Source organism: Brachybacterium subflavum (assembly GCF_009299795.1).
Taxonomy (GTDB): domain Bacteria; phylum Actinomycetota; class Actinomycetes; order Actinomycetales; family Dermabacteraceae; genus Brachybacterium; species Brachybacterium subflavum.
Map to the genome: position 1 here is coordinate 137,077 of NZ_VIGP01000007.1, position 24,637 is coordinate 161,713.

Here is a 24,637-nt window from a genome sequence, read left to right on the forward strand (position 1 = left end):
CGCGTCGGCCCCTGATCAGCTCTCGCGCCGCCGGTACCAGATCTGATGGGCGCGACCGCTGGGCAGCGTGACCGACTCGATGAAGAAGTCGTCGGAGGAGGGCAGGCCCCCTTCGAGCAGGCGCGTTCCCGATCCGATGGTGACCGGCACGATCGTGAGGTGCATCGTGTCCACGAGGTCGGCCGCGAGGAACTCCCGCACCGTGCTCGGTCCGCCGCCGATCCGCACGTCCGTGCCCGGGGCGAGCTCATGCGCCCTCTGCAGGGCCTCGTGCGGCGAGGCGTCCAGGAAGTGGAAGACGGTGCCGTTCTCGAACGCGATCGGTTCGCGCTCGTGGTGGGTGAGCACGATGACGGGCGTGCGGAACGGCGGCTCCTCGCCCCACCAGCCGCGCCAGCCGTCATCGGGCCACGGCCCCGTCTGCGGCCCGAACTTGCGCCGGCCCATGATCTCGACGCCGATGCCCTGGCCCCACAGGCTCGTCATCGCGGCGTCGAAGCTGAGGTCCTCGACCTTGTCGACGCCGTGGATGGCGCGGCCGTCGAACCCTCGGGTGAGCGCGATCGCCTCTCCGAACGGTTCCTCGAAGGTCACGTAGGAGCCTGCGGCGTACCCGTCGAGGGAGACGAACATGCCCTGCACGCGGGTCCGCGAGCCATCGGCGGAGGACGTGGGGTCGGTGCGATCAGCGCTCATGGAGCGAGTATGCGCGCCGCGCGGGCCGCGCGCGTGTCCGTTCGTGCGCGCCCCTGACCTCGCGCTCCCGCGGGACCTCCCGGCTGCTCGGAAATCGCTGGTCCGCCGCTGAGCGCGGGCATACCCTCGCGCCATGACCGGACTGGCACTGGACGGCATCGATGTCGACGCGCACTCACCCGAGACGCTCGCGGTCTTCTGGGCCGCGCTCCTCGACCGCGAGGCGGCGCCCGGGACGGGACGCGACTGGTGCGTGCTCCCGCCCGACCGTGACGGCCTCCGCCTGCGCTTCGTGCCGACGAGAGTCCCGAAGGCCTCGCAGAACCGCATCCACCTCGATCTCACCACCGCGAGCGCCCCGGAGATGGAGGCGACGATCGCGCGCGTGCTCCGCGCAGGGGGCCGACGGGCCGACATCGGCCAGGGCTCCGAGGACCCGCACGAGGTCCTCGCGGATCCCGAGGGCAACGAGATGTGCATCATCGAGCCGGGCAACGGATTCCTCCGCGGCACCGGATTGATCGGCGCCGTCAACTGCGACGGCACCCACGCGCTGGGCGAGTTCTGGAGTGCGGCCCTGGACTGGCCGCTCGTCTGGGACGAGGGCGAGGAGACGGCGATCCAGTCGCCGCGCGGCGGCGCCAAGATCACCTGGTCGGGCACGCCTCTGATGCCGCGGCACGGGAGGGACCGGATCCGCCTCGCCCTCCGCGTCGGGAACGCCGCGGAGCTGAGCACCGCGTGCGCGCGGCTGGAGCGCCTCGGCGCGCGCATCGCGTCCGGGGACGATCCTCTCCTGCCCGGGGCGACTTCGACGACGATGACGGATCCGGAGGGCAACGAGTTCACCGTGCGCATCGCCCTGCCGCGATGAGCGCGCCGGCACGACCAGCGCGGTCTCAGCGCCCGCGGGCGGCTGCCTTCGCGAGCAGTCCCGCAGGGAGGAAGCGGGTGAGGCCGACGATCGCCCGGTAGTGACGGCTCGGCACCGAGACCGCCCTGCCGCGGGCGACGTCGTGCAGGGACTCCTCGACGACCCGCGGCGCATGGAGCCACATCCACCCGGGGATCCCCTCCTTGCCCCGGGCCAGGCCCATCCGGGCGTGGAACTCCGTGTGGGTGAAGCCGGGGCAGACCGCCGTGACCGTGACGCCGCGCGGCCGGTATCGGGCGTTCGCCCAGCGCGAGAAGCTCACGATCCAGGACTTCGCGGCCGAATACGTCGAGCGCGGGGTGAAGGCGGCGACCGAGGCGATGTTCAGGATCGATCCCCGACCGCGCTCGAGCATGCCGGGGAGGACCGCATGCATCAGCCGCATGGGCACCTCGTCGTGCAGGCGCAGGTGGCGCACCTCGTCCTCGATGTCGTTGCTCTCGAAGGCGAGGGGCAGGCCGAATCCGGCGCTGTTGACGAGGGCGTCGACGGGACGCGACGGGTCCGCGAGCCGGGCGACGACGGCCTGCACGTCCGCAACCTGCGCGAGGTCCGCGGGAAGCGCCTCGATGCCGTCGGCGCCGAGGCCTTCGAGCTCGGCCGCCAGCTCCTCGAGCGAAGCGGCCCGGCGCGCGACGAGGACCAGGTGGACGTGGCGACGCGCGAGAGCGCGCGCGTACTCCGCGCCGAGTCCCGCGCTCGCCCCGGTGATCAGCGCCGTCCGCGTCATCGGTGCTCCTTCCGGCGCCGTGCTCAGTACCCGGAACCGCCCGCGGCGCCCTCGAGGACGCCGCGCGAGCCGGAGAGGCCGAGTCGGGAGGCGCCGGCGGCGACCATCGCCTCGGCCGCCTCCCGCGTGCGCACGCCGCCCGATGCCTTCACACCGAGCCGGTCGCCGACGGTCTTCCGCATGAGCGCGATCGCGTGCTCGGTGGCTCCTCCGGCGGGGTGGAAGCCGGTGGAGGTCTTCACGAAGTCGGCGCCCGCGCGCGCGGCCGCCTCGCACACGCCCACGATCTGCTCGTCGCCGAGGACGGCGGACTCGACGATCACCTTGAGCACGGTCGGGGCGGGGACCGCCTCGCGCACGGCGCGGATGTCGGCCTCGACGCCGTCGAAGTCGCCGGAGACCGCGAGGCCGACGTTGATGACCATGTCGACCTCGTCCGCCCCGCGCGCGACGGAGTCCGCGGCCTCGGCCGCCTTGATCGCGCTCTGGTGCTGGCCGGAGGGGAACCCGCACACGGTCGCGACCTTCACGGTGGTCTCGACCGGGAGCATGGAGGGCGAGACGCAGATCGAGTAGGTGCCGAGCTCCTCGGCCTCGCGGGCGAGGGCGTCGACGTCGGCCCGCGTGGCCTCGGGCTTGAGCAGGGTGTGGTCGATCATCGGGGCGAGCTGGTCGTTCGGGAGGTTCGTCATGGGGGCGATTCTCCCACGTCCGGATCGCCTCGCGCCCGCCGCCCGGGGCCCGATCCCCTAGACTCGGACCCCATGACAGACCCCTCCGCAGCCTCCGCCCCACCCCGTCGGATCGTCCTGGTGGCGGGCCCCTCGGGCAGCGGCAAGGGTGTGATGACGCAGCGCAGCGGACTGCCGCTCGTGCCGCTGGACGAGTTCTACCGCGACGGCGACGACGAGGCCCTCCCGCAGCGTTTCGGGATCGTCGACTGGGACGATCCGGCGTCGTGGAACGTGGGGGCCGCCCTCGAGGCGCTCACCGCCCTCGCCCATGACGGCCGGGCGGACATTCCCGAGTACTCGATCTCCCGCTCGCAGCGCACCGGCACGCGCACGCTCGAGGTGGACGACGAGCGGATCATCGTCGCCGAGGGCATCTTCGCGGCCGAGCTCATCGACCCGCTGAGGGCGGCGGGTCTGCTCGCCGATGCGCTCGTGGTCGACCGCCCCGCCCCGCTCGTGTTCTCGCTGCGCCTGGCCCGCGATCTCTCCCAGTCCCGCAAGCCCCCGCTCACGCTCGTCCGGCGCGGCTGGGGACTCGCCCGCGACCAGCGCGGCGATGTGGCCCGCTGGAGGGCGGCAGGGATGCGCTGTGTGGGTCTGCGCGAGGGCACCGCCCACCTGCGAGCGCTCGCGGACACGGCCCGCGCCGAGGCACGGCAGCAGCGGCCCGGCGGGGCGATCGGCGACTCGGCAGCGCCTGCGGGCACCCGACCGCCCGCCGCCGGGTCTGCGGACGACCCGGTGGTCTCGGACGGCTCCGCCCTCTCCCCCGCCGTGCTCACCATCGCGGCTGTGTGCTTCCTTCGCGAGGGCCCGTCGGGCCTCGAGCTGTTCGCGGTGCGCAAGCGCGGAACGAATGCGTTCATGCAGGTCGGCGGCAAGCTCGAACCCCAGGAGGATGCCCGGCAGGCGGCCGTGCGCGAAGTGATCGAGGAGCTCGACGTCGTCCTCGAGGAGGACGGTCTCGACCTCCTCGGCGAGTTCGAGGCGCCTGCCGCGAACGAGGCCGAGACCATCGTGCGCGCGAGCGTGTTCCTCGCGCCCTCCGACTCCCTGCCCCGCGACGTCGAGGTCTTCGCGGAGCTCGAGGAGGGGCGCTGGTTCCCCCTCGACGCGGACGAGGCGCCGGGGGTGCAGCTCGCGCCGCTGATGACCGATCACATCGTCCCGCGCCTGCGCTCGCTGCTCGGCTGACCACTCCTGTGCGGGTATGCGGACCTTTCACGTCAACGAAAGGTCCGCATACCCGCACGCACAGCAGCGGAGCGCCCTCGGCGCGGTGTGCCCTCAGGCGATGCGGTCCAGCACGATCCGGCGCCCGGACTCGGCGGCGGAAGCCTCGATCGTCCAGGCGCCGTCGATCGCCTCGAGCGCGCGGCCGAAGCGGTCCGGAGTGTCGGTGTGCAGGGTCGCGAGGACGTCGCCCGCGGCGACCCTCTCCCCCACCACCTTGTGCAGCTCGACGCCCGCGCCCGCCTGCACGGCCTCGCCGGGGCGGGAGCGCCCCGCGCCGAGCCGCCAGCCGGCGACGCCCACCTGCAGGGCGTCCAGGCCCGTGACCACGCCGTCGCCCGATGCCAGGATCTCCTCGGTGTGGCAGGCGGCGGGCAGCGGCGCGTCGGGATCCCCGCCCTGGGCGGCGATCATCCGCTTCCAGGTGTCCATCGCGCGGCCGTCGGCGAGTGCGGCCTCGACGTCGACGTCATCCTTCCCGGCGGCGGCGAGCATCTCGCGGGCCAGCGCCACCGTGAGCTCGACGATGTCCGCGGGACCGCCGCCCGCGAGCACGTCGAGGCTCTCGCGGACCTCGAGGGCGTTGCCGACCATCCGGCCCAGCGGTGCGGACATGTCGGTGAGCAGGGCGACGGTGCGCACGCCGGCGTCGGTGCCGAGGTCGACCATGGTGCGAGCGAGCTCGCGGGCGTCGGCCTGATCGCGCATGAAGGCGCCCGCGCCGGTCTTCACGTCTAGGACCAGGGCGGCGGTGCCCTCGGCGATCTTCTTGCTCATGATCGAGCTCGCGATCAGCGGGATCGCCTCGACGGTGCCGGTGACATCGCGCAGCGCATACAGCTTCTTGTCGGCCGGGGCGAGGCCGGAGCCGGCCGCGCAGACCACGGCGCCCACGTCCTCGAGCTGCGCCATCATCTCCTCGTTGCCGAGGTCGGCCTTCCAGCCCGGGATGGACTCGAGCTTGTCGAGGGTGCCGCCGGTGTGGCCGAGCCCGCGTCCGGAGAGCTGCGGGACGGCGACCCCGAAGCTCGCCACCAGCGGTGCGAGCGGCAGCGTGATCTTGTCGCCCACGCCGCCCGTGGAGTGCTTGTCGGTGGTCGCCTTGGTCAGCGCGCCGAAGTCCATGCGCTCCCCGGAGGCGATCATCGCGGCGGTCCAGCGGGCGATCTCCTCGCGGTCCATGCCGCGCAGGAAGATGGCCATGGCCAGCGCCGCCATCTGCTCCTCGGCGACGACGCCGCGGGTGTAGGCGTCGATCACCCAGTCGATCTGCTCGTCGCTCAGGCGGGCGCCGTCGCGCTTGGCGTGGATGACGTCAACCGCGTCGAATGCTTCGGTCATGGCTCGGGCTCCTCGGGTCGGGACGGACGGTTCTGGCCGGGATGGACCGCGCGGGATGGACGGTGCGTCCGACGGCGCGGGGCCGACGGCGCGCAGCCGCCCGGCCCCTCGATCATCACGCGAGATCGGCCGGGCCGAAAGCCTGCGGCAGCAGGCCCTCGAGGTCCAGGACCCCGTGCGGTGACAGCATCCGGAAGTCGGCGCCCGCGTGCTCGGAGAGCAGCTGACGGCAGCGGCCGCAGGGCATGACGACCTCGCGGTCCGCGCGCTCGACATGCTCGTCGCCGCCCACGCACACGAAGCGGCGCAGCCTCCCGCCGCCGCCGGCCACGAGCTCGCTGACCATCCCGCACTCGGCGCACAGCGTGACGCCGTAGCCAGCGTTCTCGACGTTGCAGCCGGTGACCAGGCGCCCGTCCTCGGTCAGCCCAGCGGCACCCACCCGGTAGCGGGAATAGGGGGCGTAGGCGCGCTCGGCGATCGTGCGGGCGGCTTCGGTGAGCTCGGCGAAGGCGCGCTCGTCCGCGTCGGCTCCCGTCGTGCGTCCTGCGTCCGCCGTCGCTGGGTCCTGGCTGCTCATGCGCTCACTGTTTCACGTAGGGGACGCCGTCGGCGGCGGGCACGCGCACGCGCCCCACGACTCCGGCGACCGCGAACAGGGTGACGATGTAGGGGAGCATGAGCAGGAACTGGCTCGGGATCCCGGCGCCCGTGCCCGAGGGCAGCGAGGACAGGTTCAGCTGCAGCGCGTCCGCGAAGGCGAAGAGCAGCGCCGCGAGCAGCGCGCCCACCGGGTGGTAGCGGCCCAGGATCATCGCGGCGAGCGCGATGTACCCCTTGCCTGCGCTCATCTCCTCGCCGAAGGCGACCCCGGTGCCGATGGTGAGCGTCGCGCCGCCCAGCCCGGCGACGGCCGAGCCCAGCAGCACGTTGGACCAGCGGGTGCGGGCGACGTCGATGCCCACGGTGTCCGCGGCCCGCGGGTGCTCGCCGACGGCCCGCACGCGCAGGCCCCAGCGGGTGCGGAACAGGGCCACGGTGAGCACGGCGACGATGATCCACATGAGGTAGACCAGCACGGTCTGCTCGAACAGCACGCGGCCGATGATCGGGATGTCCGCGAGCAGCGGGATGCGGATCGTGGGCAGGCGCAGCGGCTGGTTGAACATGCCGGGGTTCTGCTTCATGACGGTGCCGAAGAAGAAGCTGGTCAGCCCGATCGCGAAGACGTTGAGGACGACTCCCACGATGATCTGCTGGACCTGGTAGCCGATCGCGAACAGGGCGAGCAGCGCACCGATCACGAGCGCCATGATCGGGGCGGCGACCAGGCCCGCCCAGGCGCTGCCGGTGACCGATCCGATGAGCACAGCCCCGAAGGCGCCGAACAGCAGCTGGCCCTCGATCGCGATGTTGATGACGCCCGCCCGCTCTGACAGCACGCCCGAGAGTGCGCCGAAGGCGAGCGGCACGGCGAGCAGCATCATCGTCTGCAGCAGGGCGCCCAGGTCCACCGTGGCGCCCTTGAACGCCCAGGTGAGGAACGACAGGACCCAGAGCACGCCGAAGCCGACGAGCACGGTGACCCGGCCCCTGCCGCGAGGGGCGGTCCCGGAGGCGGCGCGCGCCCAGAGGTAGGCGGCGACGGCGAGCGCGAGCACGGCCAGCACGATCGCGGCGACCTTCGTGGGCACGGGCACGTCCCCGGGGATGATGCCGCCGGGGTTGAGGTCGCCGGGCGCGGCGATGCGGTACGCGGTGTCGACTCCGGAGGGGGCGAGCACTCCGAAGCCGAGCAGGGCGATCAGCCCGAGCACGGTGAGGACGGTGGGAAGCAGCCACCAGCGGCGGGGCCGCTCGGTCGTCGCTCCGGCGGTGCCGGGGCGCTCGGGAGCGGGTGCGGGGCTGGTCTGGTCGAGGGCGGTCATCGCTCCTGGCCTCCCGTCGTGGTGTCGGTGTCGGGGGCATCGGGTCCCGGGGTGGGATCCTTCGCAGCGCCGGGCGGCGGATCCTGGCTCTGCGCCGGGTCCTCGCCGGGGCCGGAGCCCGCGGCCCCGTCCCTGTCGGCCGCCGCGGAGTCCGCGGCACCGTCGGCCCTGTCGGCCCTGTCGGCCCTGTCGGCCCCGACGGCCCCAGCGGCACGGTCCGGGCCGGGCCCACCCTTGCCCGCGGCCTTCGCGCGGCGCACCCGGCGGGCCCTGCCGGGCTGGTCGATGCGGCGCAGGCCCAGCAGGAAGCGCACGAGCGGCGGGGCCGCGATGAACAGCACCACGAGGGCCTGGATCACCTGGACGAGGTCGATGGGGACGCCCTGCGACGTCTCCATGAAGCGGCCGCCCGTGGAGAGCGCGGCGAACAGGATGCCGGCGAGCAGGATGCCGATCGGGCCGGAGCGGCCCAGCAGGGCCACGGTGATCGCGTCGAAGCCGATGGATCCGGCGATCGACCCGGTGAGGCGGTGCTCGGTGCCGAGCACGTGCACGGCGCCGGCGAGGCCCACGAGGGCTCCGGCGACGAACATGACGCCGATGGCGCTGCGGCCCACGTCGATGCCGGCGACCTCGGCGGCGCGCGGGTTGGAGCCGACGGCGCGGAAGCGGAAGCCGATGGTCGAGCGGCTCATCAGCCACCACAGGAACACGATCGAGGCGATCGCGATGAGCAGCCCGAGGTGCAGGCGGTACCCCTCGCCCGCGAGCAGCGGGAGGCGTGCGCTGGAGAGCACGGACGGCGAGGTGGGCTGCGCCTTGTTCGAGCCGGTGAAGGTCGAGGTGGTCAGGGCGAACGCGAGCCCGTAGGTCGCGATCCAGTTGAGCATGATCGTGGAGATGACCTCGCTCGACCCGAAGCGGGCCTTGAGGTACCCGGCGATGCCGCCGTAGACGCCGCCCGCGACGATGCCCACTACGAGGCAGACGATCAGGTGGATCACCGGCGGCATCGGCACGGCGAAGCCCACGTACCCGGCGGCGGACGCGCCCACGATCAGCTGGCCGGTGCCGCCGATGTTGAACAGGCCCGAGCGGAAGGAGACGGCCATGCCGACCGAGGCGATGATCAGCGGGGTCGCGACGGTGAGGGTCTCCAGCAGCGGCTTGAAGCCGCGCGCGAGGGCGGGCAGGAGGACGTACGTGCCCGAGCCGCCGCGCGCGCGGAGGTCGTCGGCGACCTTGCCGAAGGCCCGGTAGTCGAAGATCGACCCGCGGAACATCGCCGCGTACGCCTCGGAGATCGCGCTCCAGCCGGCGCTGAAGGTGTCGGCGGGCCGCGCGAAGAAGTAGCCGAGGGCCGTGCGGACCTGCGCGTCGGACACGAGGATCAGCACCGAGCCGATGATGAAGGCGAAGACGAAGGCGCCCACGACCACGAGCACGTTGCCGCGCGCCAGGCGCTGGGCGAGGCCCGCGACGGACGTCGGGCCCGCGGAGCCCCCCGGTCCTCCGGTCTCGCTCGTGGTGCCGGGGTCGCCGGGCTGGATCGCGGTGCCGGGGGCGACCGGGCGGACCTCGCCGTCGATGCTCGCGCTCATGCGATCTCTCCTTCGTCCACGAGCTGGGAGTCGGTGGTGCGGGCGCCGGCGGCGACGGCCTCGCGCGCCGCCTCGACGGTGTAGCCGGCCATCATCAGGCCCAGCACGTCGCGGTCCTCGTCGGCCGGGACGACGCCCAGGATCCCGCCGCGGTACATCACGGCGATGCGGTCGGCGAGCTGGATGACCTCGTCGAGCTCGGTGGAGACGATGATGACGGGGGTGCCCTTGTCGCGCTCGGCGATGATCCGCCGGTGCAGGAACTCGATGGAGCCGACGTCGACGCCGCGGGTGGGCTGGGAGGCGATGAACAGCGAGAGGTCGCGCCCGAGGGCACGGGCCATCACGACCTTCTGCTGGTTGCCGCCCGAGAGAGTCGCGACCGGGTCGTCGATCGAGCCCGTGCGCACGTCGTACTCGGCGACGTCGCGCACCGCCCTCTCGCGGATCGCCCGGGGATGCAGCACGGGGCCCGTGCCGTAGGGGGCGCGGTGATGCTGGTCGAGCACGAGGTTCTCGGAGACGGAGAAGTCGGCGACGAGCGCGTCGTGGGTGCGGTCCTCGGGGACGAAGCCGACGCCCGCGTCGAGGATCTCGCGGGTCGAGCGCCCCACGAGCTCCTTCCCGCCCAGGCGCACGGAGCCGCGCAGCTCCTTCTGCAGGCCCAGCAGCGCCTCGGTGAGCTCGGTCTGCCCGTTGCCCTGGACGCCGGCGATGCCGAGCACCTCGCCGGAGGCGACGTCGAGGTCGACGTCGTCCAGGAGAGTGACGCCCGAGGGGTCGGTGACGCCGAGGCCGCGGACGGACAGGGCGGTCTCCCCGGGCTCCGCCGCCTCCTTCTCGAGGCTGAGCTCGACGGCGCGGCCCACCATCAGGGAGGCGAGCTCGGTCTGGTCGGTCGCGGGGTCGGCGGTGCCCACGACCTTCCCGCGGCGGATCACCGTGATCGTGTCGGAGACGGCCTTGACCTCGCGCAGCTTGTGGGTGATGAAGACGATCGAGGTGCCCTCGTCGCGCAGCTGGCGCATGATGTCCATGAGCTCGTCGGTCTCGTGCGGGGTGAGCACGGCGGTGGGCTCGTCGAGCACGAGGACCTCGGCGCGGCGCGAGAGCGCCTTGATGATCTCGACGCGCTGCTGGGCGCCGACGGGAAGGTCCTCGACGACAGCGTCGGGGTCCAGGTCGAAGCCGAAGCGGGAGGAGATCTCGCGGACGGTGCGGCGCGCGCTCGCGAGGTCGAGCAGGCCGCCCGAGGTCGGCTCGTGGCCGAGCACGACGTTCTCGGCGACGGTGAAGGGCGGCACGAGCATGAAGTGCTGGTGGACCATGCCGATCCCGGCGCGCATCGCATCGCCGGGACCGCCGAAGCGCACGGGCTGTTCGTCCAGCAGGATCTCGCCACCGTCGGGCCGGTAGAGCCCGTACAGCACGTTCATGAGCGTGGACTTCCCGGCGCCGTTCTCCCCCAGCAGGCTGTGGATCCGGCCGGGCTCGACCACGAGGTCGATCGCATCGTTGGCCACGAAGGTGCCGAAGACCTTCGTGATCCCTCTGAGCTCGAGCTTCACGCCGGCTCTCCTCCTCGGGACGCAGGGTGTGCGGTGGGGCCGACGGGGTCTGCCGGCGGGATGGGCCGACGGTCGGGGCCGGCGGGGATGCGTCGGCGATCAGTGCCGACGGCGGGCCGACGGCCCCGGGGCGCCGGGGCGGACCGAGAGGTCGCGCCACCGGGATCCGGGGCCGTCGGGTTCGGCGGGCAGCGGCCCGCCGGCGGGATCAGCCGAGGTTCTGGGGCGAGGCGTCGGACTCGACGCTGATCTTGCCGTCGATGATGTCCTGCTTGAGCCCGTCGACCTCCTTCTTGAGGTCGGCGGGGACCTTCGAGTCGAGGTCGTGGTACGGCGCGAGGTCCACGCCGCCGTTCTCGAGGGTGCCGACGTACGGCTCGTTCTCGAACGTCCCGCCGGCCGCGGACTTCGTGACGTCCTCGACGGAGTTCGCGATGCCCTTCTGGACCGAGGTGAGGATGAGCTTCTTGGCGTCCCCGTCGGTCACGGACTCGTAGCCGTCGGAGTCGACCCAGATGACGTAGCGGTCCTTGCCCTCCTTGGCGGAGGCCAGGGTCCCGGAGCCGACGGGACCGGCGACGGGCATGACGATGTCGGCGCCCTGGGAGTAGAAGCTGTCCGAGAGGGCCTTGCCCTTGGACTGGTCCTCGAAGTTGCCGGTGAAGGAGCCCTTCTGGGTCTTCTTGTCCCAGCCCAGCAGCTTGACGTCCTTCTTGTGCACCTCGTTGTACTTCGCGACGCCGTCGGCGAAGCCGTCCATGAAGATGGTGACGGTCGGGATCTGCATGCCGCCGTAGGTGGCGACGGTGCCGGTCTCCGAGGTGCCCGCGGCGACGTAGCCGGCGAGGTAGGCGGCCTGGGCGGTGTCGAAGGAGAGCGGCTTGACGTTGTCGACCTCGATGGCCTTGCCGTCCTCGTCCTGCGCGGTCGAGTCGATGATCGCGAACTCGACGTCGGAGTTCGCCTTCGCGGCGGTGCCGGTCGCGGGGGCGAGCAGGAAGCCGACGGTGAAGACGAGGTTGCAGTCGCCGGTGACGAGGTTGTCGATGTTGGTCGAGAACTGCGAGGGATCGGTGGACTCCGCGGTCTGCGTCTGGATCTTTAGATCGGACTCGGCGGTCTTCAGACCGTTGAAGCCGGACTCGTTGAACGACTTGTCCTCGAAGCCGCCGGAGTCGGAGACCATGCAGGCCTTGAAGTCGGAGGAGGCGGCCGAGCCGCCGCCGTCGCTTCCCGAGGATGCCTCCTCGGGAGCGCTGCCGCAGGCGGCGAGGGCGAGGGCGCTGACGCCGAGAAGGGCGAGGGAGCGGGACAGGTTCTTCAACGGGTCCTCCGGGGATTCGGGCGGAAGGGATGTCGCCGGTGCTGCGACGCGGTGGTGCACTGCTGCAGTGCGCTGCGACGAGGGATCAGAAGCGGGGTGGCCCGAGCGCGGGCGATCGCTCGCGGGCCGCCGGGAGACGGACGGGGGAAGCTCCCGTGCCCCGATCGTCCACGTCCGGGACGCACGGCGTTCACAGTAGCCGTCGCCTGCATCACACGATGCCCGATCCGTCCCCCGTGCCCGAACCGTTATCAGACCGTGCCCGTGCGCGCACCCCTCGTCCGCGGGGTGAGGCGCACAGGGATCCCGGCGGGGTCGCCGCGGGGGTCGCCGCGGGGGTCGAGGCAGGGGCCTCAGGCGAGCGGCGCGTCCCGCAGCAGGCAGACGTGGGCGAGCACGTCCGCGCCGATCGTGATCGCCCGCTCGTCGACCGTGAAGTCACCCATGTGCAGGTCGTAGGTGCGGCCGCCCGGGGTGCGCGTGCCCAGGCGCGCGAGGGCGCCCGGCACCTTCTCGAGGTACCAGGCGAAGTCCTCCCCGCCGAGGGACTGGCGGGCGGTGTCGAGCTGGTCGCGGCCGCGCACGCGCACCACGGCCTCCTCGAGGAAGCGCACGCTGAGCGGGTCGTTGGAGACCGGCGGCACGCCGCGATCGTGCTGGACGGTCACGGTCACGCCCCACATGCGGGCGATCTCGCCCAGGAGCTCCTCGAGCAGCTCCTCGGCGCGGTCCCAGGCGTCGTGGTCGAGGCAGCGCAGGGTGCCCTCGAGGACGCCCGACGAGGGGATCGCGTTGAATGCGGAGCCCGCGTGGATCGATCCCCACGTGAGGTTCACGCCGCTGCGCGGATCCATCCGCCGGCTGAAGGCCGCGGGCACCTGCGTGACGATCTGTCCGAGCGCGTAGATGAGGTCCTGGGTGAGGTGCGGACGGGAGGTGTGGCCGCCGGCGCCGCGCACCTCGATGCGCACGGGATCGGTGGCCGAGGTGATCGGGCCGGGCTTGAGGCCGACGTGTCCGACATCGACGCCCGGGTCGCAGTGCAGCGCGAAGATCGAGTCGATGCCGTCGACGACACCCTCGCCGATGAGCTCGAGCGCGCCGCAGGGATGGCGCTCCTCGGAGGGCTGGTAGACCAGCCGCACGGTGCGGCGCAGGGCGCCGGCGTCGGCGACCCGCACGAGGGCCATGGCGGCGCCGAGCACGGCGCTCATGTGGACGTCGTGGCCGCAGGCGTGGGAGACGCCCTCGACCTCCGAGCGATAGTGCACGCTCGTGAGCTCGGGGATGCCCAGGGCGTCCATGTCCGCGCGCAGCGCGATCGGGGGGAGGTCGGGATCGGAGCCCGGGATGTCGCAGATCAGTCCGGTGCGGGGCATGCGCACCGGGGCGAGTGAGAGGTCGCTGAGATGGGCGGCGATGACGTCCGTCGTCGCGTGCTCCTCGTGGCTCAGCTCGGGATGGCGGTGCAGATGCCGCCGCACCTCCCGCAGCTCGTCGCCGCGCTCGACGAGGGTCCGACGGATCAGTCCGTCCTCCCCCAGCATCGTGCGCACCTGCTCCTCGACACCGCTGTCCACGACCTCGTCCACCCTTCCCCTCGTCCACTGCGCGGCCGCCGCGCGTCCCTCCGCCTCAGCGCAGGTCCGCGAGGCCCTCGTCCTCGAGCCCGGCGACGAGCTCGGCGAGGTCGCGGGCACCGGAGTCGGCGGCGATCAGGAGCACGTCATCGGTCTCGACGACGCTCAGACCGTCCACGCCGACCAGTGCGATCGGGCGCTGCGACGAACCGTACACCGTGGCCCGGGCGCCCCGATCGATCGTCCGGGCGCCGCCGACGACGACCACGTCGCGCGCGTCCTCGTCCCCCGCCCGGCGCAGCTGCCGGGCGAGCGCCGCGAAGTCGCCGACGTCGTCCCAGTCGAGGTCAGCGGGGACGACGGCGACCCTCCCCTGCGCGGCCAGCGGCTCGGCCAGGGCATGGTCGATCGCGATGCTCGTGAGGGTCGGCCACACCTCCTCGAGCACCCGCTCGGCGACCAGGTCGTCCGATGCCTCGCCCATGCCTTCCCGGACCCGCGCGGCGGCGACCCGGCGCACTCCTGCGGCGAGCGGGGGGATCTGCGCGGCGAGGGCGTCGAGCAGCTCGCGGGCGCCCGCGACGAAGATGCCGGCGTTCCAGAGGTGGCGCCCGCCGGCGAGGTAGCGGGCCGCGCGCTCGGCGTCGGGCTTCTCGACGAAGCTCGCGACGCGCTGCGCGCCCGTGCCCGCGAGGGACGGCAGGGCCACGTCGCCCCCGGCACGCTCGACCTCGGCCCCCTCGACCGGGTGCTCGTCGGCCCGCTCGATGTAGCCGAACCCCGTGGCGGGGCGGGTGGGCTCGATGCCGATGGTCACGAGGTACCCGCGTGCGGCGGCGGCACGCGCCGCAGCGATCGCGCGGGTCAGTGCGGCCTCGTCCCCCACCAGGTGGTCCGCCGGGAAGGAGCCGATCACGGCGTCGGGGTCCTCGGCCTCGGCGAGGGCGGCGGCGAGAGCGATCGCCGGCATCGAGCTGCGCGGGGAGGGCTCGCGAACGATGCGCGGCCCCTCGTCGGCCCCGACCCCGACGGACCCCGCCGCGCCGGGCGCGGTCGATCCGAGCTGCGCGGCGACGGCGTCCGCGTGGCGTGCGCCGGTGACCACGATCGCGGGGCGGTCGGCCGAGGGCTCGACGCGGGAGAGCGTGGCCTGCAGCAGGGACCGCCCCTGGCCCAGGGGGTCCAGCAGGAACTTCGGGCGGTCGGCGCGTGAGAGTGGCCACAGGCGCGTTCCCGACCCGCCGGCGGGGACCACGGGGACGAAGGGGCGCGCGGTGCCCGCCGACGGCCCCGGGTCATGTCCTGACACCTGGTCAGGAACCTCCCGGAGTGCTGTCAGCGGGTCGTCGGGGGATGCGGCGCTCGGCATGGCGCCCAGGGTATCCGGGGTGTCGGCCGTCCCCGTCGCGACCTGCGGCGGTGCTACTGTGGCAGAGCCCCACGCCGGGCACGATGAGGACGTCGTCGTGGTCACGGGCGCTGGCCCGTGGGCACCGAGGCCCCACCTGGACTGCGCAGGTCGGAGCCGCCCGGCACACACCAGTACAAGTCGGAGGAATCCGTGGCATCAGCAGAGGCCGGGACGCTCTATCGCGGCGGCGAGGGCATGTGGTCCTGGGTCGCGCATCGCATCTCGGGAATGCTCATCTTCCTGTTCCTGATCGTGCACGTCATGGACACCGCCCTCGTGCGCGTGTCCCCCGAGGCCTACAACGAGGTGATCGGGCACTACAAGACGATCGTGTTCGGGCTCGGAGAGATCGGCCTGGTGGCCGCGATCTGCTTCCACGCCCTCAACGGCATCCGGGTGATCCTCGTGGACTTCTGGTCCCAGGGAGCCCGCCGTCAGCGCGCACTGTTCTGGGGCGTCGTCGTGGTGTGGGTGCTGCTCATGATCGGCTTCGTGCCCCGCCAGCTGGGCCACATGTTCGGATGGTGGTGACCTGATGACCGCGACCAAGATCCCCGAGCCCCGCACGCGCTACGCGCGCACCGGTCGGCGCGGCGTGAACGCGGAGATGCTCTCGTGGCTGTTCATGCGCTTCTCCGGCGCGATCCTCGTGATCCTCGTATTCGGCCACCTGTTCGTGAACCTGTGGCTGGGCGAGGGCGTGCAGCGCATCGACTTCGCCTTCGTCTCCGGCAAGTGGGCCAATCCGTTCTGGCAGACCTGGGACCTGCTCATGCTGTGGCTGGGCATGTTCCACGGCGGCAACGGCGTGCGCACGATCATCAACGACTACGCGCGCTCCTCGACGCTGCGCCTGGTCCTGAAGGTCCTGCTGTACGTCGCCGTGGTCGTGACCGTCGTGCTCGGCACCCTGGTGATCTTCACCTTCTCGCCGTGCCCCGCGGGCGCCGACCCCTCGCTCCTGCCCTCCATCTGCTCCGAGTGATCCTGGAGACCCCCTGACATGCAGATCCACACGTACGACGTGGTCATCGTCGGCGCCGGCGGCGCGGGAATGCGCGCGGCCCTCGAGTCGGGCCCCCGCGCACGCACCGCGGTGATCACCAAGCTCTACCCCACCCGCTCCCACACCGGCGCCGCCCAGGGCGGCATGTGCGCCGCCCTCGCGAACGTCGAGGAGGACAACTGGGAGTGGCACACCTACGACACCGTCAAGGGCGGCGACTACCTGGTCGACCAGGACGCCGCCGAGGTGATGGCCAAGGAGGCCATCGACGCGGTGCTCGACCTCGAGAAGATGGGCCTGCCGTTCAACCGCACGCCCGAGGGCCGCATCGACCAGCGCCGCTTCGGCGGGCACACCCGCGAGCACGGCGAGGCGCCCGTGCGCCGCTCCTGCTACGCGGCGGACCGCACCGGCCACATGATCCTGCAGACCCTCTACCAGAACTGCGTCAAGCAGCACGTGGAGTTCTTCAACGAGTACTACGCGCTGGACGTGCTGCTCACGGGCGATCCCCGCGAGGACGAGGGCGTGCGCGCCGCCGGCATCGTGGCCTACGAGCTCGCGACCGGCGAGATCCACATCTTCCGCGCCAAGTCGGTCGTGTTCGCCACCGGCGGCTTCGGCAAGATGTTCAAGACCACCTCGAACGCCCACACCCTCACCGGCGACGGCCCGGCGATGGCGCTGAACCGCGGCATCCCGCTCGAGGACATGGAGTTCTTCCAGTTCCATCCGACGGGCCTCGCGGGCCTGGGCATCCTGCTCTCCGAGGCGGCCCGCGGCGAGGGCGGCATCCTGCGCAACTCCAACATGGAGCGGTTCATGGAGACCTACGCGCCGACGCTGAAGGACCTCGCCCCCCGCGACGTCGTCGCCCGTGCGATGGCCAACGAGGTCCGCGAGGGCCGCGGCTGCGGTCCGAACAAGGACTACGTGCTGCTGGACCTCACGCACCTCGAGCCCGCGCACATCGACGCGAAGCTCCCGGACATCACCGAGTTCGCGCGCACCTACCTGGGCGTCGAGCCCTACACCGAGCCGGTGCCCGTCTTCCCGACGGCCCACTACGGCATGGGCGGCATCCCGACGAACATCATGGGCGAGGTGCTGCGCAACGAGCACGACGTGATCCCCGGGATGTACGCGGCCGGCGAGGTCGCCTGCGTCTCCGTGCACGGCGGCAACCGACTGGGCACGAACTCGCTGCTGGACATCAACGTCTTCGGCAAGCGCGCGGGCGTCGCCGCCGCCGAGCACGCCCAGCAGGTCGAGCTCGCCGAGCTGCCCGAGGGCGTCGAGACCCCCGTCGTCGAGCTGCTGCAGCGCCTGCGCGACCGTCCCGCCACCGAGGACCGCGTGGCCGACATCCGCAAGGACCTGCAGGAGACCATGGACGCCAACGTCCAGGTGTTCCGCACCGACGAGACCTGCCGCAAGGCCCTGGCGGACATCACCGAGCTCAAGAAGCGCTACGAGACCGTGGCCGTGCAGGACAAGGGCCTGCGCTACAACCTCGATCTCCTCGAGGCCGTCGAGCTGGGCTTCCTGCTCGAGCTCGCGGAGGTCGTCGCCCTCGGCGCCCTCGAGCGCAAGGAATCCCGCGGGGGCCACTTCCGCGAGGACTTCCCCACGCGCGACGACGTCAACTTCCTCACGCACACCATGGCCTACAAGACGCTCGAGGGCGAGGGCCTGGAGGGCACGGACATCGTGCTCGGCACCAAGGAAGTCATCATCACCCGCTACGAGCCGAAGGAGCGCACGTTCTGATGACTGCTGTCGCAGAGAGGACCGACGCCGAGCCGCAGGCCCAGGAGATCCCCTCCTTCGAGGTCACGCTCAAGATCAACCGCTTCAACCCCGACGCCGAGGGCAAGCCCAAGCCCTACTGGCAGGAGTTCACCGTCACCATGCACGGCACCGACCGTGTCCTCGACGCGCTCCACGAGGTGAAGTGGCACCTGGACGGGTCGCTGACCTTCCGCCGCTCGTGCGCGCACGGCGTGTGCGGCTCCGATGCCATGCGCATCAACGGCCGCAACCGCCTGGCCTGCAAGACCCTGCTGAAGGACCTGGACATCTCCAAGCCCATCACGGTCGAGCCGATCAAGGGCCTCCCGGTCGAGAAGGACCTCATCGTCGACATGGAGCCCTTCTTCGACGCCTACCGCGAGGTCATGCCGTTCCTCGTGGCCGAGGGCCAGGAGCCCAGCCGCGAGCGCCTCCAGAGCGCCGAGCAGCGCGAGGTCTTCGACGACACCACCAAGTGCATCCTGTGCGCCGCGTGCACCTCGTCGTGCCCGATCTTCTGGACCGACGGCCAGTACTTCGGTCCGGCCGCGATCGTGAACGCGCACCGCTTCATCTTCGACTCGCGCGACGACGCGGGCGAGCAGCGTCTGGAGATCCTGAACTCCAAGGAGGGCGTGTGGCGCTGCCGCACCACCTTCAACTGCACCGAGGCGTGCCCCCGCGGCATCCAGATCACCAAGGCGATCGCCGAGGTCAAGCAGGCCGTCATCCGCGGCCGCGTCTGAACCATCGGCCGTCGGCCCTCTGGCCGCCGCGGACTCCGCAGCACCACGGGACCGCGCACGCGCGCACCCCGCACGCCGCAGCCCGCAGGCCGCAGCCCGGACCTGAGAAAGGGAGCGTTCCGTGCCATGGACCGGCGTCCATGGCACGGAACGCTCCCTTTTCCGCGTCCTGCCCGCTCGGCGGCCTCCCCGCCTCGGCGGGGAGGTGCCGGGGCCGGGCCATCAGCTGTAGCTGACCACCAGCGGGGCGTGGTCGGACCAGCGGGTGTCGTAGCTCGGGGCGCGGTCCACCTGGGCGCTCGTCGCGCGAGCTGCGAGATCCGGATCGGCGAGCTGGTAGTCGATCCTCCAGCCCGAGTCGTTGTCGAAGGCCTTCCCGCGCTGCGACCACCAGGTGTAGGGGCCGGGGCCCTCGCCGACGACGCGCCGCTGCACGTCGACCCACTCGGCGCCCTCACCGGTGCCGCCGCCCTCGGCCCGCACCGTCGGACCGTCCGTCCCGACCAGACGATCCAGGTAGGCGCGCTCCTCGGGCAGGAAGCCGGCCGACTTCAGGTTGCCCTTCCAGTTCTTGATGTCCCACTCGGTGTGGGCGATGTTCAGGTCACCGGTGAGGACGACGTGCCGGCCGTCGGAGCGCAGGTCCGCCAGGCGCTCCACCATCACGTCGAGGAAGGCGTACTTGTCGGTCATGGTCTGCGGCTTGTCGGTGTTGCCCGAGTGCATGTAGCAGGAGACCACGGTGAGGGTGCGGCCGTCGCCGAGCGGGTCGGCGAGGTCTGCCTCGAGCCAGCGCCCGGTATGGGTGGGCTCGGTGAGGCCGGGCAGCCCGGCGCGCACCCCGTCGAGGTCGATGGAGTCGAGCTCGGTGCGCGCGGCGATCGCGACGCCCGCGCGGCCCTTGAGCTCGGAGGGCAGGCCGACGATGCGCCAGCCCTCCCCCACGAGGTCCGCGAGCAGCTCCTCGGGAGCGCGCACCTCCTGCAGGGTGACGACGTCTGCGGGGGTCTCGGCGAGCCAGTCGCCCATGCCCTTGCGGGCGGCGGCGCGCAGTCCGTTCACGTTGACGGTGGCGAGTGTGAAAGTCATGCCCGCCAGTATTCCAGCCGGGTCCGACGGACCGGGACGGCCGCGCCGCATCATCCATCCGCCGCCACGGTCTCAGAGCGCCTTTCGGCTGGACCGACGCAGTGGGTGCGGCACGTCGGGCACTCTCAGCGGCCCGCGTCCACGACCGTGGTGCGACGCACGTCGTTGCGGGGATCGAGGTAGCGCTGCACGTCTGGGCTGTTCTCGAACCGGGCCAGCGCGCCGTCGGGATGGTTCTTGGTCTCCGCGTACGCGTCGGCCGTGTACTGGTTCTGGTTGTGGTCGCTGAAGACGGCGTCGAAGCCGCTGGGCCCCCCGCCGGCCGCTCCGCTCGAGGGCGGGACGATCCAGTCGCGGGATCCGGGGAGGACGACCTCCTGGTGGTTGCTCCCGGGCCCGCTGCCGTCGGCGCGCAGTCCCTCCACGTCGAGCGTCGGCACGGGGTCTCCGCTCACGCCGATACCGTCCGGCACGGGCACCCCGACCGGTCCCGTGCTCACACCGGTGCTCAGCCCTCCGCCGTGGGCGATGTTCAGGCTCTGGGTTCCGGGCGGCAGGTCGAAGGACTCGACCGGCGACCCCTCCGAGACCAGAGTGGTGACGTTGTATCCGCCCGGCCCGTTGAAGCTCGGATCGGAGGCGAGCGCCGCATTGATGATGCCGCCCTGGGAGTGGCCGACCATCATCACGTCGGCGCCTGGTTCCAGGCCGGCGGCGATCATGGCGTCACGGACGTTCTGCATCGCCGCCGTGTCCTGCCCAGCCATCGCACGGACATTGGCCGACCAGTCGCGGGAGTTGCCCTGGCCTCCCCATCCCAGCGACGGATCTCCGATATCGGCCTCGGTGCCGGGGACCGTCACGATGTAGCGCTCGTGGCCATCGGGATCCACGACCGTCTTGACCTGGACCTTCCCGGTCTCCTCGCCCTCCGAGCTGTAGTTGCCGGAGACATCGTCCAGCAGTGCGGCCACGGAGTGGGGCGCCCCACCGCCGTCCTGGACGTGCACGTCGTCGCCGCTGACCCGAGCTGCACCGCGATCGGAGAAGAACTGGTGGTCCTCCCCCGTGGCGGCGTTCCACCCCACCCCTACGGCGGATGCCACCGGGAGCGCGAGCGACGAGGCGAGCTCCGACAGCGGTGGCATCCGCCCGCCGTCCACGACGTCCTTCAGCTCCTCGGCCAGGTGCGCGCTGTCGCCGATCAGCTGGCTCACCGCGGGCGCCGTCGCGGAGATCCGGTCGAGGACCGGCGAGACCATGTCGCCGACCCCGTCTGTGAGCCCGTGCCCGATCCCCGACCCGATATCCATCGCGCTCCCGGCGAGCCCCTCCAGCCCGTCCAGCAGGCCGCCGCCCTCGGCATCGTCCGATCCTCCGTCGCTCCCCTCGTCCCCGCCCGCCTGCGAAGCGCGCTCCTGTTCCTCGACCTGGTCGCGCAGGTCCCGCCCACAGGCATGCAGACGCTGCACGGCACGAGTGCCGGGAGTGGCGACGAGAGTGCGGAAGTCCTCTCGGAAGGCCTCCGCGTCGGACCCGACCCAGTCGACGCTGTCGACGGATGCGGCGAGCGCGCTCAGCAGCTGCTCGAGTCGTTCGCCAGCCTGCGCATCCCGCCCCGCGAGCGCCTCTACAGCGCCCGTGTCCATGCCCTGGAATCCGCTCATCGCCGACTCCCGTCCCCCGCCGCCGTGCCCGCTCCGAGTTCGGCCCGCTCGCGCTCGAGGGCGCCGAGCGTGTGGAACGCGGCCGCGGTGCGCGTGGTCAGCTCGTAGGCGATGTCGCCGGGGACGACGCGCCGAAGTGCCATCTCATGGGCCCCAGTGCTCACGCGCAGCGCGTGGAGGGCGCGCTCTCCGAGCACCCAGAGCCCGTTCCAGCCGGTCACGAGCTCAGTGCGGGAGGCATCGCGGACGTGGAGGGCGGCCGTCAGCCGGACGCGCTCGTGGCAGAGCGCGTCGACCAGATCGTCGTCGCCGCCGACTCCGCGCACGTCCGGTTCGTCCGGGTGGAGCGGCGCCGCCCGGGCGAGAATCTCCAGCTGCTCGGGTGTGAACACGTGCCAAGGCCGGGTCGGGTCGGCGATCCGCGGGGCGGCTCGCAGCTCGGGGGCATCGGGCATGCCCGCGAGCATCCCCGCGAGCATGTGGTCCCCGGTGCGCACACGCAGGCGCAGCACCGGATCCGGTCGATCGCCGTGCTCCTCGTGGAGGCAGCTCATCGCCACGCCCGGGGCCAGGGCGATCCGGGAGTGGAGGGTGCGGGCCCCGTCGACCGCGGTCGTCCGCAGCATCACGCGCGCGGTGCGGACGAGCTCGAGCAGCTCCTCGGCGGAAGCATCCAGCAGCGCCTGCACCTCGGTGCCGGCATCGATGCTCGCATCGCCGCGCAGCGTCCGCGGCCATGCAGGGGTCTCTGGCCCGACACTGCGAGCGGGAGTCTCGAGGACAGCTCCCTCGGCCATGGTGCCTCCCTCCCGCCCGTCGCGGCGACGGGCCTCGCTCCCACACTAGGAACGAGGAGCGGGCGGGTCGATGGGGACTTCTCCCCATCGACCCGCCCGCTCGCACGTGCTTCGCGTCGCCGCCGCGATGTGGCCTCTCAGGCGCCCGGCGCGATCCCCGCAGCGCGCTCGGCGGCCTCGACCACGTTGGTCATCAGCAGGGCTACGGTCATCGGCCCGACCCCGCCGGGGTTCGGCGAGAGGTGGCCGGCGACCTCGGCGACGTCGGGGGCCACGTCGCCGTACACCTTGTACTTCCCGGTCTCGGGGATCTTCTCCCCGCGGGTGACGCCCACGTCGAGGACGGCGGCTCCGGGCTTCACGTCCTCGGCGCGCACGAGGTGCTTGACGCCCGCGGCGGCGACGATCACGTCGGCCCGGCGCAGGTGGGAGCACAGGTCCGCGGTGCCGGTGTGCGTCAGGGTGACGGTCGCGTTGATCGCGCGCCGGGTGAGGATGAGGCCGATGGACCGGCCGATGGTGACGCCGCGGCCGACGACGACCACGTCCTTGCCCTTCAGGTCCACGTCGTGGCGCAGCAGGAGCTCGATCGCGGCCCGCGGGGTGCACGGCAGCGGCGACGTGATGGGAGCGTTGACGTTGAGCACGAGTCGCCCCAGGTTCGTGGGGTGCAGGCCGTCGGCGTCCTTGTCCGGGTCGATGCGCTCGAGGATCGCGTCGGTGTCCAGGTGGTCCGGCAGCGGCAGCTGCACGATGAAGCCGTGGCACTCGGGATCGGCGTTCAGGCGGTCCACGACCTCCTCGACCTCGGCCTGGGTGGCGCTCGCGGGCAGCTCGACCTGGATCGAGTTCATGCCGATGGCCTCGGAGCGGCGGTGCTTCATCCCGACGTACAGCTTGGACCCCGGGTCGTCGCCCACCAGCACGGTCGCGATCCCGGGGGTGATGCCGCGCTCCTTGAGCGCTGCCACCCGCTCGGCGAGCTCCTGGGTGATCTCCTTGGCCGTCGCGCGGCCGTCGAGCGTCTGTGCGGTCATGGGGTCTCCTTGCTGCATGCCACGGGCGGCATGCGGATGCTGCGTGCGGGAGGGAGGAGGAGGAGAGGGCCGCCAGCGGCGTCGCGCCGCGGGCGGCCCTCCTCGGGACTCAGTACTGCTGCAGCCCCGCGTACAGGGGCTTCTTCTCGGTGAGCGCGCGGGTGCGGGCGCGCAGCGCCTCGATGTCGGGCGAGTCCTGCAGGGCCAGCGCGATGACGTCGGCGATCTCGGTGAACTCGTCCTTGCCGAAGCCGCGGGTGGCGAGCGCCGGGGTGCCGATGCGCAGGCCGGAGGTCACGCGCGGCGGCCGCGGATCGTTCGGCACCGCATTGCGGTTCACGGTGATTCCGACCTCGTGGAGGCGGTCCTCCGCCTGCTGGCCGTCGAGCTGCGAGTCGACGAGGTCCACGAGCACGAGGTGCACGTCGGTCCCGCCGGAGAGCACCTTGACGCCCGCGGCGGAGGCGTCGGCCGCCTGCAGGCGGTCGGCGAGGATCTGCGCGCCCTCGAGAGTGCGGCGCTGGCGGTCCACGAAGTCCTCGCCGGCGGCGATCTTCAGCGCGACGGCCTTCGCGGCGATCACGTGCATGAGCGGGCCGCCCTGCTGGCCGGGGAACACCGCGGAGTCGATCTTCTTCGCCCAGTCCTGGGTCGAGAGGATCATGCCGGAGCGGGGGCCGCCGATGGTCTTGTGGATCGTCGTCGAGGTGACGTCGGCGAAGGGCACGGGACTCGGGTGCAGGTCGGCGGCGACCAGGCCCGCGAAGTGCGCCATGTCCACCCACAGCGACGCGCCGACCTCGTCGGCGATCGACCGGAAGGCCTCGAAGTCCAGGTGCCGGGGGTAGGCCGACCAGCCGGCGCAGATCACCTTGGGGTGGGTCTCCAGGGCGAGCTCGCGCACCTTGTCCATGTCGATGCGGCCCGTGGCCGGGTCCAGCTCGTAGGCGGCGATGTCGTAGAGGCGGCCGGAGAAGTTGATCTTCATGCCGTGGGTGAGGTGGCCGCCGTGGGCGAGGGAGAGGCCCATCAGCGTGTCGCCCGCGCGGGCGAGGGCGTGCATGACCGCGGCGTTCGCGGTGGCGCCGGAGTGCGGCTGGACATTCGCGTGATCGGCGCCGAACAGGGCCTTGGCGCGCTCGATCGCGATCTCCTCGGCGACGTCCACCTCCTCGCAGCCGCCGTAGTAGCGGCGACCGGGGTATCCCTCGGCGTACTTGTTGGTGAGCACCGAGCCCTGCGCCTGCAGCACGGCGCGGGGGACGAAGTTCTCCGAGGCGATCATCTCGAGCGTGCCGCGCTGGCGGTCGAGCTCCCGGTCCAGGACCCGCGCGATGTCGGGGTCGAGGTCGGCGATGGACTGGTCGAGGACGTTCACTGGGCCTCCTGGGCGGTGTCGCGCGCGGGGATCGGCGACGGGTCGT

General features: G+C 72.2%; 22 protein-coding genes. 6 read left to right on the top strand and 16 right to left on the bottom strand.

What is annotated here, in order from left to right; translation table 11 throughout:
- Positions 1-15 precede the first annotated feature (15 nt).
- Complete coding sequence (locus tag FHG10_RS16350; RefSeq protein WP_152354422.1) at positions 16-696, bottom strand: dihydrofolate reductase family protein; 681 nt, start codon at positions 694-696, stop codon at positions 16-18.
- 133 nt (positions 697-829) lie between these two features.
- Here FHG10_RS16350 and FHG10_RS16355 point away from each other — a divergent pair, with 133 nt between their 5' ends.
- Positions 830-1,570, top strand: a complete 741-nt coding sequence (locus FHG10_RS16355; protein WP_152354423.1) for a VOC family protein — start codon at positions 830-832, stop codon at positions 1,568-1,570.
- A 25-nt stretch (positions 1,571-1,595) separates the two neighbouring features.
- Here FHG10_RS16355 and FHG10_RS16360 read toward each other — a convergent pair whose 3' ends face one another.
- The gene (locus tag FHG10_RS16360; RefSeq protein WP_152354424.1) at positions 1,596-2,360 is read right to left on the bottom strand and encodes an SDR family NAD(P)-dependent oxidoreductase; all 765 of its coding nucleotides are present in this window, start codon (positions 2,358-2,360) and stop codon (positions 1,596-1,598) included.
- A gap of 23 nt (positions 2,361-2,383) precedes the next feature.
- Complete coding sequence (gene deoC / locus FHG10_RS16365) at positions 2,384-3,052, bottom strand: deoxyribose-phosphate aldolase (RefSeq protein WP_152354425.1); 669 nt, start codon at positions 3,050-3,052, stop codon at positions 2,384-2,386.
- 72 nt (positions 3,053-3,124) lie between these two features.
- Between deoC and FHG10_RS16370 the strand changes: the two genes are divergently transcribed.
- Positions 3,125-4,288 (top strand): NUDIX domain-containing protein, encoded by a 1,164-nt coding sequence (locus FHG10_RS16370; protein WP_152354426.1) that lies wholly within the window; start codon positions 3,125-3,127, stop codon positions 4,286-4,288.
- Between the two features lie 93 nt (positions 4,289-4,381).
- On the opposite strand, the gene FHG10_RS16375 is transcribed toward FHG10_RS16370, so the two are convergent.
- From FHG10_RS16375 to FHG10_RS16410, 8 genes are all read right to left on the bottom strand, one after another.
- Complete coding sequence (locus FHG10_RS16375; RefSeq protein ID WP_152354427.1) at positions 4,382-5,668, bottom strand: thymidine phosphorylase; 1,287 nt, start codon at positions 5,666-5,668, stop codon at positions 4,382-4,384.
- Between the two features lie 115 nt (positions 5,669-5,783).
- Entirely contained in the window at positions 5,784-6,248 is a 465-nt protein-coding gene (locus FHG10_RS16380) for a cytidine deaminase (protein WP_152354428.1), read from the bottom strand.
- 4 nt (positions 6,249-6,252) lie between these two features.
- The gene (locus FHG10_RS16385; RefSeq protein WP_152354429.1) at positions 6,253-7,596 is read right to left on the bottom strand and encodes an ABC transporter permease; all 1,344 of its coding nucleotides are present in this window, start codon (positions 7,594-7,596) and stop codon (positions 6,253-6,255) included.
- On the bottom strand, positions 7,593-9,197 hold the full coding sequence (locus tag FHG10_RS18395; RefSeq protein WP_152354430.1) for an ABC transporter permease: 1,605 nt from the start codon (positions 9,195-9,197) through the stop codon (positions 7,593-7,595). The genes FHG10_RS16385 and FHG10_RS18395 overlap by 4 nt, the downstream gene beginning before the upstream one ends.
- Entirely contained in the window at positions 9,194-10,765 is a 1,572-nt protein-coding gene (locus FHG10_RS16395) for an ABC transporter ATP-binding protein (RefSeq protein WP_152354431.1), read from the bottom strand. Before FHG10_RS16395 ends, FHG10_RS18395 begins: the two co-directional genes overlap by 4 nt.
- Before the next feature lie 208 nt (positions 10,766-10,973).
- A complete protein-coding gene (locus FHG10_RS16400) occupies positions 10,974-12,089 on the bottom strand; it encodes a BMP family lipoprotein (RefSeq protein WP_152354432.1) in 1,116 nt (371 codons plus the stop codon).
- Between the two features lie 353 nt (positions 12,090-12,442).
- On the bottom strand, positions 12,443-13,681 hold the full coding sequence (locus tag FHG10_RS16405; protein WP_227488332.1) for an amidohydrolase: 1,239 nt from the start codon (positions 13,679-13,681) through the stop codon (positions 12,443-12,445).
- A 43-nt stretch (positions 13,682-13,724) separates the two neighbouring features.
- A complete protein-coding gene (locus tag FHG10_RS16410) occupies positions 13,725-14,978 on the bottom strand; it encodes a mannose-1-phosphate guanylyltransferase (protein ID WP_227488333.1) in 1,254 nt (417 codons plus the stop codon).
- Positions 14,979-15,230: 252 nt separating this feature from the next.
- Here FHG10_RS16410 and sdhC point away from each other — a divergent pair, with 252 nt between their 5' ends.
- From sdhC to FHG10_RS16430, 4 genes are read left to right on the top strand one after another with little or no spacing between them, the layout of a single operon-like run.
- The gene (sdhC, locus tag FHG10_RS16415) at positions 15,231-15,611 is read left to right on the top strand and encodes a succinate dehydrogenase, cytochrome b556 subunit (protein WP_152354434.1); all 381 of its coding nucleotides are present in this window, start codon (positions 15,231-15,233) and stop codon (positions 15,609-15,611) included.
- A gap of 4 nt (positions 15,612-15,615) precedes the next feature.
- Positions 15,616-16,065, top strand: coding sequence for a succinate dehydrogenase hydrophobic membrane anchor subunit (locus FHG10_RS16420; RefSeq protein ID WP_152354435.1), 450 nt, complete (start codon positions 15,616-15,618; stop codon positions 16,063-16,065).
- An 18-nt stretch (positions 16,066-16,083) separates the two neighbouring features.
- Positions 16,084-17,856, top strand: coding sequence for a succinate dehydrogenase flavoprotein subunit (sdhA, locus tag FHG10_RS16425; RefSeq protein WP_152354436.1), 1,773 nt, complete (start codon positions 16,084-16,086; stop codon positions 17,854-17,856).
- Positions 17,856-18,623, top strand: coding sequence for a succinate dehydrogenase iron-sulfur subunit (locus FHG10_RS16430; RefSeq protein WP_152354437.1), 768 nt, complete (start codon positions 17,856-17,858; stop codon positions 18,621-18,623). The genes sdhA and FHG10_RS16430 overlap by 1 nt, the downstream gene beginning before the upstream one ends.
- A gap of 222 nt (positions 18,624-18,845) precedes the next feature.
- Here the strand turns inward: FHG10_RS16430 and FHG10_RS16435 are convergent, their stop codons facing one another.
- The 5 genes from FHG10_RS16435 to glyA form a co-directional block, all read right to left on the bottom strand.
- Positions 18,846-19,712 (bottom strand): exodeoxyribonuclease III, encoded by an 867-nt coding sequence (locus tag FHG10_RS16435; protein WP_152354438.1) that lies wholly within the window; start codon positions 19,710-19,712, stop codon positions 18,846-18,848.
- A gap of 125 nt (positions 19,713-19,837) precedes the next feature.
- Positions 19,838-21,379, bottom strand: coding sequence for a WXG100 family type VII secretion target (locus tag FHG10_RS16440; protein WP_152354439.1), 1,542 nt, complete (start codon positions 21,377-21,379; stop codon positions 19,838-19,840).
- Positions 21,376-22,176 carry a hypothetical protein gene (locus tag FHG10_RS16445; RefSeq protein ID WP_152354440.1) on the bottom strand — a complete coding sequence of 267 codons (801 nt, stop codon included), beginning with the start codon at positions 22,174-22,176 and terminating at the stop codon, positions 21,376-21,378. The genes FHG10_RS16440 and FHG10_RS16445 overlap by 4 nt, the downstream gene beginning before the upstream one ends.
- Before the next feature lie 137 nt (positions 22,177-22,313).
- Positions 22,314-23,213 (bottom strand): bifunctional methylenetetrahydrofolate dehydrogenase/methenyltetrahydrofolate cyclohydrolase, encoded by a 900-nt coding sequence (locus FHG10_RS16450; protein WP_152354441.1) that lies wholly within the window; start codon positions 23,211-23,213, stop codon positions 22,314-22,316.
- A 109-nt stretch (positions 23,214-23,322) separates the two neighbouring features.
- Positions 23,323-24,591, bottom strand: a complete 1,269-nt coding sequence (gene glyA / locus FHG10_RS16455) for a serine hydroxymethyltransferase (protein ID WP_152354442.1) — start codon at positions 24,589-24,591, stop codon at positions 23,323-23,325.
- Between the last annotated feature and the right edge of the window lie 46 nt (positions 24,592-24,637).

What these genes read in the sequence shown, in the direction of transcription:
- FHG10_RS16370 (WP_152354426.1), top strand. Translation starts at nt 3,125, where the DNA reads ATGACAGACCCCTCCGCAGCCTCCGCCCCACCCCGTCGGATCGTCCTG.
- FHG10_RS16445 (WP_152354440.1), bottom strand. Translation starts at nt 22,176, where the DNA reads ATGGCCGAGGGAGCTGTCCTCGAGACTCCCGCTCGCAGTGTCGGGCCA.
- FHG10_RS16355 (WP_152354423.1), top strand. Translation starts at nt 830, where the DNA reads ATGACCGGACTGGCACTGGACGGCATCGATGTCGACGCGCACTCACCC.
- FHG10_RS16450 (WP_152354441.1), bottom strand. Translation starts at nt 23,213, where the DNA reads ATGACCGCACAGACGCTCGACGGCCGCGCGACGGCCAAGGAGATCACC.
- FHG10_RS16385 (WP_152354429.1), bottom strand. Translation starts at nt 7,596, where the DNA reads ATGACCGCCCTCGACCAGACCAGCCCCGCACCCGCTCCCGAGCGCCCC.
- FHG10_RS16420 (WP_152354435.1), top strand. Translation starts at nt 15,616, where the DNA reads ATGACCGCGACCAAGATCCCCGAGCCCCGCACGCGCTACGCGCGCACC.
- FHG10_RS16375 (WP_152354427.1), bottom strand. Translation starts at nt 5,668, where the DNA reads ATGACCGAAGCATTCGACGCGGTTGACGTCATCCACGCCAAGCGCGAC.
- FHG10_RS16360 (WP_152354424.1), bottom strand. Translation starts at nt 2,360, where the DNA reads ATGACGCGGACGGCGCTGATCACCGGGGCGAGCGCGGGACTCGGCGCG.
- sdhA (WP_152354436.1), top strand. Translation starts at nt 16,084, where the DNA reads ATGCAGATCCACACGTACGACGTGGTCATCGTCGGCGCCGGCGGCGCG.
- FHG10_RS18395 (WP_152354430.1), bottom strand. Translation starts at nt 9,197, where the DNA reads ATGAGCGCGAGCATCGACGGCGAGGTCCGCCCGGTCGCCCCCGGCACC.
- deoC (WP_152354425.1), bottom strand. Translation starts at nt 3,052, where the DNA reads ATGACGAACCTCCCGAACGACCAGCTCGCCCCGATGATCGACCACACC.
- FHG10_RS16440 (WP_152354439.1), bottom strand. Translation starts at nt 21,379, where the DNA reads ATGAGCGGATTCCAGGGCATGGACACGGGCGCTGTAGAGGCGCTCGCG.
- FHG10_RS16430 (WP_152354437.1), top strand. Translation starts at nt 17,856, where the DNA reads ATGACTGCTGTCGCAGAGAGGACCGACGCCGAGCCGCAGGCCCAGGAG.
- FHG10_RS16350 (WP_152354422.1), bottom strand. Translation starts at nt 696, where the DNA reads ATGAGCGCTGATCGCACCGACCCCACGTCCTCCGCCGATGGCTCGCGG.
- FHG10_RS16380 (WP_152354428.1), bottom strand. Translation starts at nt 6,248, where the DNA reads ATGAGCAGCCAGGACCCAGCGACGGCGGACGCAGGACGCACGACGGGA.
- FHG10_RS16435 (WP_152354438.1), bottom strand. Translation starts at nt 19,712, where the DNA reads ATGACTTTCACACTCGCCACCGTCAACGTGAACGGACTGCGCGCCGCC.